Consider the following 13,423-nt stretch of genomic DNA (forward strand, 5'->3'; position numbering starts at 1 on the left):
AATCCAGGTCCGTGCACGACGCTGGATTGCTTCGTCGCTTCGCTCCTCGCAATGACGGATGGATTGGATTCGACAATGGTGCTTAGGCCAGCTTGCTCGGCGTCGCCAATTCAGGGCCCGCGGGCTGGTGCATCGCGGCGTGCGACGGATCGGCGATCCACGGCTGCTGATTGACCATCGGAATCCGCCACCCCTCGTGGCCGTTCGAGGCCATGTGATCAAGCCGGGTGATCGAGCAGTTGTCGATGGTGAAGGCCAGCCCCCGCTCCGGCTGATCGCGCAGCGCGACGCCGATCGCGGCCTTGATGGTACCGCCGTGCGCGACCGCGACGATGTCTTCGCCCGGATGCGCGGCAGTGATCCGCGCGATCGCGCGCTTGGTGCGCTCGTACAGATCCATGAAGCTCTCGCCGTTTGGCGCGCGCTCGTCGATCGGCGCAAACCAGAAGGTGTCGAGATTGACCGGCAGCTTGGCGAAGAACGCGGCACGGTTGGTGCCTTGCCAATCACCGAGATGCTGCTCGTTGAGATCAGCCTCTTGCGTGATGGTGTCGGGGCGCGGGAAACCGGCGGCGAAGATCGCTTCCGCGGTCATGTGGGTGCGCTTCAGCTTGCTCGCGTACCACACTGCGTTCTGCGGCAGCACCCGGCTGACCGCATCGAACACTACGCGATCGCTGCAGTCGCAGTCGATGTCGATCTGGCCGTAGATGTTGCCGCCGTCGCTGCGCACCGGTGCATGCCGCACCCACCACCACCGAGTCGCGGTGACGCCGACCGGCACCGAATGTTGGGCGACGAACGGTTTGTCGTTGGAAGACGGCGGCACGTTCGTCATGCGAGAAAATCCTTTCAATCCGGTCACAAGTCGCTGTACGTCAGACCTCGCATCGCCTCAAGTCACTTGTGTGTCGAACGCGCGATGTCGATCGAACGATCGTCGTTCCAATTCCGTCAAACGGCAAACGCCGAAGCGATCAGCAGGGAGCAACGCATGGGCCGCCTCGAAGGCAAATCCATCATCATCACCGGCGCCGGCAGCGGCATCGGCCGCGCGGCATCGCTGCTGTTCACCAAGGAAGGCGCGCAACTGATCGCGGTCGATCGCACCGAAGGCGTGCAGGAGACGGTCGAGCAAGTGCGCAAGGCGGGCGGCACCGCCGAAGCGGTGATGGCCGATGCAGGCTCCGAGGACGACGTGAAGGGGTTCGTCGCCAAGGCGATCGCCGCTTACGGCAAGCTCGACGGCATCTGGGCCAATGCGGGTATCAGCGGCGGGCTGGTGCCGCTGCCCGAACAGACGCCGGAACACTGGCAGGAGATCCTGCGCGTCAACCTGATCGGTCCGTTCCTGGCGATCAAGCACACCATGCCGCATCTGATCAAACAGGGACACGGCGCGATCGTGTGCACCGCCTCGGTCGCGGGCCTGAAGAGCGGCGCGTCGGGCCACCCCTACGCGGCGTCGAAAGCCGGCGTGATCAGCCTGGTGCAGACCACCGCCTACTCGCTGTCAGGCACCGGCGTGCGCATCAACGCGGTCTGCCCCGGCCTGATCGAGACCGGCATGACCAAGCCGGTTTTCGACAATGCCAAGCAGCGCGGCACTGATCACAAGATCGGCCAGCTCAACCCGCTGAAGCGCGCCGGCCAACCGCACGAACTCGCCACCATGGGGTTGTTCCTGCTCAGCGACGAAGCGTCTTACGTCAACGGCCAGGCCTTCCCGGTCGACGGCGGCCTCACCGCGTCGATGCCTTATGCGGGCAAGCCGATCTAAGACCGGATGATGAGCGGAGCGGAGCGGACCGCTCTACACACGAAAGTCATCCCCGCGCATGCGGGGATCCAGTATTCCAGAGCGTTCGTGATGACCAAGACGCACTGGGATACTGGGTCGCCCGGTCAAGCCGGGCGATGACGACCTTTTTGAGATCAAGATCGCAATTTCGTCATTCCGGGGCGCGCGTGTAACGCGCGACCCCGGACTCTCCTCTTGGCCGTCAGTCGTTTCTTGTCAGCTCGGATTCCAGGTCTGCACACCTTCGGTGTGCATCCCGGAATGACGTTGGTGAGAGCAACAGAAAAGGCGCGATCCTTGCGGACCGCGCCTTTTTCAATCTCGAAGCCGCTTACTTCGCGCCCGCCTTCTGGGCGTATTCCCACGCCAGCTCCGCCATCGGCACGGTGCGGGCGGCGGATTCCTTGGCCTTGTCGGAGGCCGCGGTGCCGTCGCGGACGCGGCCGGCGATGCCCGCCAGAATGCCGGCGAGGCGGAAGGTGTTATAGGCGAGATACCAATTGAGGTTCGGAACGCCGGCGATGCCCGCGGCCTTGCAATAGATGTCGGCAGCCTGCTCCAGCGTGGGGATATTCAGCGCCTTGAGATCGGCTTCGGCGAGGCCCGGCATCGCCCACTGCATCAGCAGATAGGTGAAGTCGGCCATCGGATCGCCGAGCGTCGACAGCTCCCAATCCAGCACCGCCAGCACCCGCGGCTCGGTGGCGTGGAAGATCATGTTGTCGAGCCGGTAGTCGCCGTGCACCACCGACACCCGCTCCTGCACCGGCACAGTGCTCGGCAGCCACTCCATCAGCCGCTCCATCTCCGGGATGGGCTCGGCCACCGACGCCTTGTACTGCTTGCTCCAGCGGTCGACTTGGCGGGCGAAGTAGTTGCCGGGCTTGCCGAAGTCGCCGAGGCCGATGGCTTCCGGCTCGTAACTGTGCAGCTGCGCTAGTGTCTCGATCTTGGCCTTGAAGATCGCCCAGCGCGACTCCGGCGTCTGGGTCGGCAGGGTCGGATCCCAGAACACCCGGCCCTCTTCCATCGACATGATGTAGAACGACACGCCGATCACGGAGTCGTCGGTGCACAGCGCATAGGCCTTGGCGACCGGGAAGCCTTGCTTGCCGAGGGCGGCGATGACGCGGAATTCGCGATCGACCGCGTGCGCCGACGGCAGCAGCTTGCCGAACGGCTTGCGCCGCATCACGTAGGAACGGTTCGGGGTGATGAGCTTATAGGTCGGGTTGGACTGCCCGCCCCTGAATTGCTGAACCTCGAGCGGGCCCTGATAGCCCTCGACGTTCACCTGCATCCATTCGGCGAGGCGGGCCTCGTCGACCCGATGCCGCTCCTCGACCGGCTTGGTGCCGGTGTAATCGTCGTCGTTTCGCTTCCCGACCAAGTGACGCTCCTTGTTCTTGTTCGCGCGTTACGCGCCGCGCGTTCCGACAATCCCAAAATGGTCATACCCGGGCTTGACCCGGGTATCCATCTTTTCAAGAGATGGATCGCCGGATCAAGTCCGGCGATGACGTTTTTATGCGGCCTACGCGGTCAGTGCGCCGCGTTGGCGTACTTCTTCATCTCCAGCCGGGCGATGGCACGGTTGTGCACCTCGTCCGGACCATCCGCGAGCCGCAGCGTGCGGATGTTGGCGTAATCCTTGGCGAGACCCGCATCGTCGGACACGCCGGCGCCGCCGAAGGCCTGGATCGCTTCGTCGATGATGCGCTGCGCCATGCGCGGCGCCGCCACCTTGATCATCGCGATCTCGAGCTGAGCGGTCTTGTTGCCGACCTTGTCCATCATGTCGGCGGCCTTGAGGCACAGCAGGCGGTTCATCTCGATGTCGATGCGGGCTTCGGCGATCCGCTGCTCCCACACCGAGAACTCGATGATCCGCTTGCCGAACGCGACGCGCGACTGCAGCCGCTTGACCATCTTCTCAAGCGCCTCTTCGGCCTTGCCGATGGTGCGCATGCAGTGATGGATGCGGCCCGGACCGAGACGGCCCTGCGCGATCTCGAAGCCGCGGCCTTCGCCGAGCAGGAGGTTCGACGCCGGAACGCGGACGTTCTCCAGCTTGACCATGCCGTGACCGTGCGGCGCATCGTCGAATCCGAACACCGGCAGCATCTTCTCGATGGTGATGCCGGGGGTGTCGAGCGGCACCAGGATCTGCGACTGCTGCTGATGGCGCGCAGCGTTCGGATCGGTCTTGCCCATCACGATCGCGATCTTGCAGCGCGGATCGCCGACGCCCGACGACCACCACTTGCGGCCGTTGATGACGTAGTGATCGCCGTCCTTCTCGATCCGGGTCTCGATGTTGGTCGCATCCGACGACGCCACCGCCGGCTCGGTCATCAGGAACGCCGAACGGATTTCGCCGGCCATCAGTGGCCGCAGCCACTTCTGCTTCTGCTCCTTGGTGCCGTAGCGGAACAGCACTTCCATGTTGCCGGTGTCGGGCGCCGAGCAGTTGAACACTTCGGAGGCCCAGGAGATGTGGCCCATCTGCTCGGACAGCAGCGCGTATTCGAGGTTCGACAGACCCGCGCCGTGGAATTCGTCATCGTCGTGCGACGACGGCGGCAGGAACAGATTCCACAGACCTTCGGCCTTCGCCTTGGCCTTCAGTTCCTCGAGAACCGGGATCACCTTCCAGCGCTCGCCCTCGGCGTCCTGCTGCTTGTAGATCGGCACCGCGGGGCGGACGTGGTCGTTCATGAACTTGGTGACGCGGTCCAGCCATTCGCTTTGGCGATCGGACATCGTGAAATCCATCAGGCGATCCTCACTGTTTTCCCAGACTGTTGTGACCGACGGGGTGGCGGCACTGTCGTCCTGCCGCATCGCGCCCGCAAGTCGGATTCCGCCCCGCATCCCCCGAGGGCCGGGAGACCACGAACCGCGAAAACGAAGCTGCCGGCGCTTCAGCGCCTACGGCGCATTGACTTCCGGCTGTGAAACGATAGTTTCATACAACTGTTTGAATTGCAAGAACGATGATTTCCCGCGGAGCGGCATGTCCACCGACACCACACGCAGTGCGATCCTGACCGCCGCCGAACGGCTGTATGCCGAGCGCGGCTTCGGCGACGTCACCTTGCGCGACATCGTCGCCGCAGCCGGCGTCAACCTCGCCGCGGTGAACTATCACTTCGGCTCGAAGGACGAGCTGATCGCCGAACTGTTCGTGACCCGCTCGATCGCCACCAATCGCGAGCGGTTCAACGAGCTCAAGGCCGCGGAAACCGCCGGCGGCGGTCGCGCGCCGATCGAGGCGGTGTTGCGGGCGCTGATCGGCCCGACATTGCGCGGCTGCCTTGGCCAGGACAGCGAGCGCTCGGATGCCGCACGCTTCATGATCCGCGCCGCGATCGAAACCATTCCGCCGATCCGCAAGATCAAGAACCGCGAGATCGACCACTTGCGCAAATTCGCAGCGGCAATGCGGCGCTCCCTGCCCGGCAAGCCGGACGCCGAGATTTATTGGGGCCTGCACTTCGCCCTGGCGATGGCGCAGCAGACGGTGCGGGACAGCGAGCGCCTGCTGCGGCTGTCGGAGGGCACTTGCGATCTCGACGACGTCGACGGGGTGATCGACCGCGTCGTGGCGGTAGCGTCGCTGGCGCTGAAGATGGGCACCGTCGGCACCAGCGAGGCCGCAGTGTCGCGGCGACGCTGAGCCTGCGCGGCGGCCGCCGACGACCTCAACTCATCGCGCGATCAGCTCGAAGATGCGGTACAGCACCAGCCCGGCAGCCAGCACCAGATAGCCGCGCAATACCAGCAGCCAGGTGCGGCTGACGGCACTGAGACGGGCCGGCGGCAGCGTTGCGAGTGGCGGCATCCGCCACTCTTCCGGCGCAACAGCGGGCTCCGCCACGGGCTCGGCGCGAAAATTCTGTCGGCGTCGCGCGATCAGCGCCACGAGTGCGGACAGCAGCAGCGCGCCGGCCACGCCGCCGCCCAGGATGCCGAGGATCGTTCGCTCGCCGAGCTCGGGGAACAGCACCGACACGGTGAGGATGACCGACAGCAGCACCAGCACCGCGACGATCGCACCGGTGAACAGGTTGCCGGCGCGGCCGTTGGCCCACGGCCCGAGCACGGCCTTGTCGTTGCACAGCAGCAGCAGAAACACCGTTGCGCTCGGCAGCAGCACGCCGGCCAGCGTCTGCACCGCGTTGGTGAGCAGGCCGAGCGGCATTCCCGGCGTGACCACCAGCGCCGCCGCAAACGCGATCAGTCCGGCATAGACCGCATAGAACCCCTTCGCCTCGCGCGGCTTGCGATGCAGCGAATGCGCCACCGCGAACACGTCGCCGATCGCATAAGCGGTCGACAGCGAGACTGCCGCGGCGCCGATGATGCTGGCGTCGAGCAGCGCCAGGGCGAACAGGATCGCGGGCAGCCGCCCGGCCGCCTGCTCCAGCCCGTGCGCGGTGCCGAGCGCATCGGTGTAGGCGCCGAACTCAGGCCGGCCTGCAAACGCCGCCGCCGAGAACCCGATCATCGCCACCGCGCCGATGATCACCAGGCCAATGCCGACGCAGAGATCCCAGCGCTCGTAGCGGATGAAGCGCGGGGTGATACGCTTGTCGATCAAATAGCTCTGCTGAAAGAACAGCTGCCACGGCGCGATGGTGGTGCCGACGATGGCGATGATCAGCAGCATCACCTCGCCGAGCGGCGCGCCGGCCGGCATCTTCGGCACGAAGAAATCGTGCGCCAATTGCGGCAGCGGCGGATGCACCATCACGGCAACCGGGATCAGCAGCAGACTGCCGGCGACCAGCACCAAGGCGAACCGCTCGAACCGGCGGAAGTCACCGGTCGAGACCGCAAAGGTGATGATCACCGCAGCCGCGATCACGCCCCAGAATTGCGACAGGCCGAGATATTGCAGCGCCAGGCTGATGCCGATGAACTCGGTCACCAGCGTCAGCGCGTTGAGCAGGAACAGGTCAGCGACGCTGAACGCGCCCCAGAACTTACCGAACCGTGCGAAGATCAGCCGCGCATGGCCGACGCCGGTAACGGCGCCGAGCCGCACCACCATCTCCTGATTGACGTACAGCACCGGGATCAACAGCAGCAACGTCCACAACAGCGTGGTGCCGTAGTTCTGGCCGGCCTGGGTGTAGGTGCCGAACGCGCCGGCGTCATTGTCGCCAACCATCACGATCAGGCCGGGACCGGCGATTGCCAGCAGCGTTTGCAGCCGGGCTTTGAGCGTACGCCGGGGCGCGCGGTCATCGGCCGCGATAGTGCCGAGTGCGCCGCGGATCTCGCCGAGATGGGCGCTGTCCAGCACCGCGCTCGGCGGAACGGCGGCGCAGGCTGCCGTCGCCTGTAAGGGGATGTGCTTGGTCATTTGACTCTCCTGATCCGGCTCGCGCAGCGGCCGAACTCGGAGAGCGGCGCTAAGCGCCCTCGCCGGCCCGGCGCCGGTGCGGCGCGGCCACGTCTGGTGCTGATTTCGGGAGTGGCAGGCCCGCCGCACGCACGAAGGCGGCGGCGGGCGATCTGGGTTGATGGTCCATCGGGAAGGCTCCTGCCCGGCAAGCCGCCGGGCGCTCGGATTTACGCCGCGCGCGAGGGCGGCTGGTACACGCGGTCGCCGGTGTCACCGCCTTCGGCGCCCGCGGCGGCGCCGGACGGCACCACAGTCCATCCGGCCACCAGTGTGCCGGCCGAGCCGACATACCAATGCAGTGCGAGCGCGGGACGCTGCGCCCGGCGCGGCATGCTGCGGACGTTGTCGTTGGCGTGGGCGCGCCGGCTCTCGGCCGGGCGCGCGGCGCGGCCGGTCCAGACCGGCCACCACGCGGTTTTGAAGTTGATCGACATCACTCACCTCCACGGCCGCAACGCGGCGGGACGGTGAGATCAGGCGGCTAGCAGCGCACCTTGCTCACGCGGCCCGACACGGTGGCGGTCCGATGTGTTGCGGTCGCATTCGCCCGGCCTATCGCGGGGGGAAGGCGGCCAAAGCTGCTAGGGCCCATGTGCTCTTCGTTGGATGAGAAGGAAGGATCGCGCGCAAAGGCTCGACCCGGCCGGAGCCCTACGCCCGCACCTGCGATCGAGTCAACACTGTTTGTGGCCGGTCACGCCGCCGTGTTCGGCGGGCACGGACGGTGCGCAGCACCGCCCGTCCTTGCTGCGCGCGCGTGCGCGGACGCCTCAGATCGCCAGATAGCGATGGCGCAGTTCTTCGCTGTCGAGGACGTGCTTGGCGGTACCGTCGAACACCACTTCGCCGGTGTCGAGGATCACGGCGCGGTCGGACAGTTCCAACGCCGCCACTGCATTCTGCTCGACGATGATGGTGGTGATGCCCGCAGCACGTACTTCCTTCAGCGCCTTGGCGATGTCGTGGCGGACCACCGGAGCCAAGCCTTCGTAGGGCTCGTCGAGCAGCAGCAGCTTGAGATCGCGGGCCAGCGCGCGGGCGATCGCCAGCATCTGCTGCTCACCGCCCGACATCGTCACGCCTTCCTGCTTGCGGCGCTCGGCCAGCCGCGGGAATAGCTCGTAGATCCGTTCGAACGACCAGCCGACGCTGCCGGAGATCACCGCGATCTGCAGATTCTGCTCCACCGTCATCCCCGGGATGATGCGGCGATCTTCCTGCACCAGTTGGATGCCGGCCTGGGCGGCGACATAGTTCGGCTTGCCGTGCAGCTTGACGCCGTCGAGGATTACTTCGCCCGAGACCAGCTCGGGCGTCGAGGCGCGTGCGATCGAGCGCAGCGTCGAGGTCTTGCCGGCCCCGTTGCGGCCGAGCAGCGCCAGGATCTCGCCCTTGTTCAGCGAGAACGAGACGTTCTGCACGATATAGCTGTCGCCGTAATAGGCGTTGAGGTTGCGGCAGCAGAAATACGGCGTCTCGCCCGCATGGTTGGCGTGCGGTCGTTCGGCGGTCATCGTCGTCATACTTGCTCCTCGCCGAGATAGGCTTCGATCACTTTCGGGTTGCCCTTGATCTCGTCGGGCACGCCCTGCGCGATGACGCGGCCGCCGGCCAGCACGGTGATGCGGTCAGCGAGCGAAAACACCACATGCATGTCGTGCTCGATGATCACGATGGTCATGCCGGACTGCTTGATCTGCCGCAGGATCTCGATGGTGGCGTTGGTGTCGGCGCGCGCCATGCCGGCGGTCGGCTCGTCGAGCAGCAGCAGCTTCGGCTTCTGCACCAAGCCCATCACCAGCTCGAGCCGGCGCTTGTCGCCGCGCGAGAGCGCACCGGCGAGGTGATACAGATGGCCGCCGAGGCCGCGCTCGCGCAGCGCCTGCACGGCGCGCTGGCCGATCTCGCCCTGCTCGTCGAACCGCGACACCAGCTTGAGCCGGAACGCGCCGTCCTGATGCGACAGCATCGCCATCATCACGTTTTCCAGCACGGTCAGATCGCCGAAGATCTCCGGCGTCTGAAACACCCGTGCCACGCCAAGCTGGTTGATCTCATACGGCTTCAGCCCGGTGAGCTGAGTGCCGTGGAACATCACCTTGCCCTGCGTCGGCGGCAGCACGCCGACGCAGACGTTGAGCAGCGTCGATTTGCCGGCGCCGTTGGGGCCGATGATGGCGTGGGTCTCGCCCTCACGGATGTCGAGATGCACATCCGCCAGCGCGTGCAGACCCGCGAACGTCTTGTGGACGTGATCGATGTGCAGAACGATGTCGCTGTTCACGTTCATGGCGCGGTGGCTCTCGCTTTTTGCTCGGCGGCGTTCTTCTCGATCTCGGCGGTGCGGTCGTGCGACGGCATCTCCTCGATCACCATTTCGCCGAGACCGTCACGCTGCGGCGAGTCGCCGAGCGATTTGACCTTCGGGGTGTGCTTCAGGCCGATCAGTCGGTTGATGCCTTCCATCACGCCGCCCGGCAGGAAGATCACCACCGCCATAAACAGCAGGCCGAGAGTGAGCTGCCAGCCTTCGCCGACGAACAGGCTCAGCGTCTTCACCACCGGCTCGCGCAGCCCGTCGGGCACGAAGGTGAACATCGCCTTGAGCTGAGCTTCGTTGTAGGCCGAGAAGATGTTCTCGAAGTACTTGATGATGCCAGTGCCGAGCACCGGGCCGAGCAGCGTTCCGGCGCCGCCCAGGATGGTCATCAGCACCACCTCGCCCGACGCGGTCCACTGCATGCGCTCAGCGCCCGCGAGCGGATCGGTCGCGGCGAGCAGCGCGCCGGCGAGACCGGCGAACATGCCGGAGATCACGAAGGCGGACAGCAGATACGGCCGGGTCGAATAGCCGGTGTAGCCCATCCGGTTCTGGTTCGACTTGATGGCGCGCAGCGTCATGCCGAACGGCGAGCGGAAGATCGCGATCGACAAGCCGAACGCCGCCACCAGCACCGCGCCGCAGATGTAGAACCCGGTCCAGCCGGTGATCTGCATGCCGAACAGCGACGGCGTCGGCGAGACGTAGCCGATCGCGGCGTCGAGATAACGCGGATCCTGGCGCAGCACGCGCAGGCCAGTTTCGCCGTTGGTGATCGGCGTCAGCACCGAATATGCCATGTTGTAGCACATCTGCGCGAACGCCAGCGTCAGGATCGAGAAGTAGATGCCGGAGCGGCGCAAGCTGACGAAGCCGATCGCCAGCGCCAGCACCCCGGCCAGCACCACCGACATCGCCACCGCAGGCAGCAGATCCATCGACAGCAGCTTGAACGACCACACCGCGGCGTAGGAGCCGACGCCGAGGAACGCGGCGTGGCCGAACGACAGGTAGCCGGTGAGACCGAACAGGATGTTGAAGCCGATCGCGAAGATGCCGTAGATCGCGAACTTCTGCAGCAGGTCCGGATAGCCGGCGCCGATCGGGGTGAAGATGATCGGGCCCAGCGCCACCACGATGGCAAAGCCGATCAGCAGCGCGATGTCGGCGAGTTTGGAGGTATGCTTCATCGGATCAGCTCTCCATCACGCCCTTGCGTCCCAGCAATCCGCGCGGACGCACCAACAACACCACCACGGCGACCAGATAGATGATGATCTGGTCGATGCCGGGCAGCAGGCCCTTGATCTCGTTCATCGAGGCGAACGACTGCAGGATGCCGAGCAGAAAGCCGGCCAGCACCGCACCCGGCAGCGAGCCCATGCCGCCGACCACGACGACGACGAACGACAGCACCAGGAAGTCCATCCCCATGTGATAATCGGGCGGCACGATCGGCGTGTACATCACGCCGGCGAGGCCGGCGACGATCGCCGCGAGGCCGAACACGATGGTGAAGCGCCGCTCGATATTGATGCCGAGCAGGCCCACGGTTTCACGGTCCTGCATGCCGGCGCGCACCACCATGCCGAAGGTGGTGAGCTGGAGGAAGGCAAACACCGCGCCGATCACCACCAGCGAGAAGCACAGATAGACGATGCGCCAGTACGGATAGACGATCGCCTCGGTGATCTGCAGCGAACCGGAGAACAGCGCCGGTGCCGACTGAGCGATCGGATTGGCGCCGAAGAAGTGCTTGACGATCTCCTGCAGCACGATGGCGAGGCCGAACGTGACCAGGATCTGGTCGGCGTGCGGGCGCTTGTAGAAGAACCGGATCAGGCCGCGCTCGATCAGGATGCCGATCAGCAGCATCACCGGGATCGCGAGCAAGATCGACACCGGCACCGAGTAATCGATCAGCACCTTGCCCCAGTCGCCGAGCATCGACTGCACGTAGGGCGTCTTGACCTCCAGCGGCGAGCCCCAGGGCGTCGTCCGCGTCGGATCAATCTTGACGATTTCCAGCGTCAGCAGCTTGTTGAACACCACGGCGCAGAACGCGCCGAGCATGAACAGCGCGCCGTGGGCGAAATTCACCACGCCGAGCGTGCCGAAGGCCAAGGTCAGCCCGAGCGCGATCAGCGCATAGGCCCCTCCTTTGTCGAGGCCGTTCAGGATCTGCAGAACGATCGCGTCCATGCGTGGTCAATCTCCCCCTGTGTCCGCGGCACCAAGGCGCGCGTCCATCGAAATTCCCCGGCGACCGACCCCGGCCGGCGGGCCAATACAAACTTTGCAGTCACTGTCGCCCGACCATCGGTCAGAGGCGGTACGCGCTTTATTGCGGCTCAAGAGACACGTGGCGGTCGGCTGCGCCGCGGGGCTCAGCCGACCGGTCACGATTCTGCTCGCCGGGCCGCAGCTCGCAACCCGGCCGGATCAGATCAGCCGCACGCCTTGGCGTCCTTGGAGCCAAGTTCGCCGCCGAAGATGCTCGGGTCGTAGGTGACCTGCGACGCCGGCACGATCTTCTTGACTTCGAGCAGGTCGAACTTGTCCTTCGGCTTTTCCTTGCCCTGCACCACCAGCACGTCCTTGAAGCACTGATGGTCGGCGGCGCGATACAGCGTCTTGCCGTTGCCGAGGCCGTCGAACTCGAAGCCTTCGAGCGCTGCGATCACTTTCGAGGGGTTGAAGGTGCCGGCACGCTCGACGGCGTCGGCATACAGGATCGCCTGGACGTAGCAGGTCTGCGCGGCCTGCGACGGAGGGGTGCCGTAAGCGGCGCCGAACGACTTGGTGAAGGCGCTGGTGGCGGCGTCTTCGAGCTTCCAGTCCCAGTTCGCGGTGCCGTAGATGCCCTTGATCGCATCGCCGGCGCCCTGCGCCATCAGCTCGGAGAACAGCGGCACGACGATCTCGAACTTCTTGCCGTTCGCCATCTTGTCGCGCAGGCCGAACTGAACCGCCTGGGTCAAGGAGTTGATCATGTCCTTGCCGTAGTGGTTCAGCACGAGCACGTCGGCGCCGGAATTCAGCACCGGCGTAATGTACTGCGAGAAGTCGGCGGCGCCGAGCGGGGTGCGGACCGCCTTGACGGTCTTCCAGCCCTGCTTCTCGGTCGCGTCCTTCATCGACTCTTCCTGGGTCCAGCCCCAGGTGTAGTCGGCGGTCAGGTGATAGGCGACGCGGTCCTTGCCATAGGCTTCGGCCAGCACCGGGCCGAGCGCGACGCCGGACATGTAGGCGTTGAAGAAGTGGCGGAAGCCGTAGGCGCGCTTGTCCTTGCCGGTGGTGTCGTTGGAGTGGGTCAGGCCGGCCATGAAGATCACGCCGACGTCCTGGCACAGCGACTGCACCGCGACCGCTTCGGCCGACGACGAGCCGCCGGTGATCATGATCGCGCCGTCCTTTTCGATCATGCGCTTGGCGGTGGCGCGCGCCTGATCGGCCTTGGTCTGAGTATCACCCGAAACGAAGGTGACCTTCTTGCCGAGCACGCCGTTGCCCTTGAGCGCCAGCGGCTTCATGGTCTTCAGCATGCCGCCGTCGCCCTCACCGTTGAGGTGCTTCACCGCGAGCTGATAGGCCTTGAGTTCATCCATGCCTTCGTCGGCATAGGCGCCGGACTGCGGAACGTTGAAGCCGAAAACGACTTCCTTGCCCTTCGGGATGTTGCAGAAATCGTCGGCCCAGGCATCGCGGATGAAAAAGCTCGGCGTGGCAAGGGCGGCAGCACCGGCCAAGCCGGTCTTGAGCGCAGTTCTGCGGTCGATGATAAATTTTTTGTCGGCCATGGGGCGTCTCTCCTCGGGTTCCTCGGGAAGTCTTCTTGTTAGTCTCGGGTCGTCGCGCTCACACGCTGATCGATGCCCGGGCTGCTCTT

General features: G+C 65.4%; 12 protein-coding genes. 2 read left to right on the forward strand and 10 right to left on the reverse strand.

The genetic code is table 11. From position 1 onward, the window contains the following. Positions 1-82: 82 nt before the first annotated feature. Complete coding sequence (locus RPPS3_RS16865) at positions 83-838, reverse strand: histidine phosphatase family protein (protein WP_107345098.1); 756 nt, start codon at positions 836-838, stop codon at positions 83-85. Positions 839-994: 156 nt separating this feature from the next. Between RPPS3_RS16865 and RPPS3_RS16870 the strand changes: the two genes are divergently transcribed. Further along, positions 995-1,780 (forward strand): SDR family NAD(P)-dependent oxidoreductase, encoded by a 786-nt coding sequence (locus RPPS3_RS16870; RefSeq protein ID WP_107346650.1) that lies wholly within the window; start codon positions 995-997, stop codon positions 1,778-1,780. A 352-nt stretch (positions 1,781-2,132) separates the two neighbouring features. Here RPPS3_RS16870 and RPPS3_RS16875 read toward each other — a convergent pair whose 3' ends face one another. Together RPPS3_RS16875 and RPPS3_RS16880 are read right to left on the reverse strand one after the other, a co-directional pair. Continuing rightward, a complete protein-coding gene (locus RPPS3_RS16875) occupies positions 2,133-3,191 on the reverse strand; it encodes a phosphotransferase (protein WP_107345099.1) in 1,059 nt (352 codons plus the stop codon). 152 nt (positions 3,192-3,343) lie between these two features. Continuing rightward, positions 3,344-4,576 (reverse strand): acyl-CoA dehydrogenase family protein, encoded by a 1,233-nt coding sequence (locus RPPS3_RS16880; protein WP_013501889.1) that lies wholly within the window; start codon positions 4,574-4,576, stop codon positions 3,344-3,346. A gap of 241 nt (positions 4,577-4,817) precedes the next feature. Here RPPS3_RS16880 and RPPS3_RS16885 point away from each other — a divergent pair, with 241 nt between their 5' ends. Beyond that, complete coding sequence (locus RPPS3_RS16885) at positions 4,818-5,480, forward strand: TetR/AcrR family transcriptional regulator (RefSeq protein WP_107345100.1); 663 nt, start codon at positions 4,818-4,820, stop codon at positions 5,478-5,480. Between the two features lie 30 nt (positions 5,481-5,510). Here the strand turns inward: RPPS3_RS16885 and RPPS3_RS16890 are convergent, their stop codons facing one another. The 7 genes from RPPS3_RS16890 to RPPS3_RS16920 all read right to left on the reverse strand — a co-directional run bounded on the left by RPPS3_RS16890 (position 5,511) and on the right by RPPS3_RS16920 (position 13,334). After that, positions 5,511-7,172, reverse strand: coding sequence for an NRAMP family divalent metal transporter (locus tag RPPS3_RS16890; protein WP_107345101.1), 1,662 nt, complete (start codon positions 7,170-7,172; stop codon positions 5,511-5,513). 209 nt (positions 7,173-7,381) lie between these two features. Further along, positions 7,382-7,648: a hypothetical protein gene (locus RPPS3_RS16895; RefSeq protein ID WP_107346651.1), complete on the reverse strand. Its 267-nt coding sequence runs from the start codon at positions 7,646-7,648 to the stop codon at positions 7,382-7,384. 336 nt (positions 7,649-7,984) lie between these two features. Next, positions 7,985-8,737: an ABC transporter ATP-binding protein gene (locus tag RPPS3_RS16900; protein WP_107345102.1), complete on the reverse strand. Its 753-nt coding sequence runs from the start codon at positions 8,735-8,737 to the stop codon at positions 7,985-7,987. Next, a complete protein-coding gene (locus tag RPPS3_RS16905; RefSeq protein WP_107345103.1) occupies positions 8,734-9,504 on the reverse strand; it encodes an ABC transporter ATP-binding protein in 771 nt (256 codons plus the stop codon). Before RPPS3_RS16905 ends, RPPS3_RS16900 begins: the two co-directional genes overlap by 4 nt. Further along, on the reverse strand, positions 9,501-10,724 hold the full coding sequence (locus RPPS3_RS16910; protein WP_107345104.1) for a branched-chain amino acid ABC transporter permease: 1,224 nt from the start codon (positions 10,722-10,724) through the stop codon (positions 9,501-9,503). Before RPPS3_RS16910 ends, RPPS3_RS16905 begins: the two co-directional genes overlap by 4 nt. Before the next feature lie 4 nt (positions 10,725-10,728). Then, positions 10,729-11,736, reverse strand: coding sequence for a branched-chain amino acid ABC transporter permease (locus RPPS3_RS16915; protein WP_107345105.1), 1,008 nt, complete (start codon positions 11,734-11,736; stop codon positions 10,729-10,731). Between the two features lie 245 nt (positions 11,737-11,981). Continuing rightward, a complete protein-coding gene (locus RPPS3_RS16920; protein ID WP_107345106.1) occupies positions 11,982-13,334 on the reverse strand; it encodes a substrate-binding protein in 1,353 nt (450 codons plus the stop codon). Positions 13,335-13,423: the final 89 nt, after the last annotated feature.

Origin of the sequence: Rhodopseudomonas palustris, assembly GCF_003031265.1 — a bacterium.
In the GTDB taxonomy this organism is placed as follows: Bacteria; Pseudomonadota; Alphaproteobacteria; order Rhizobiales; family Xanthobacteraceae; genus Rhodopseudomonas; species Rhodopseudomonas palustris_H.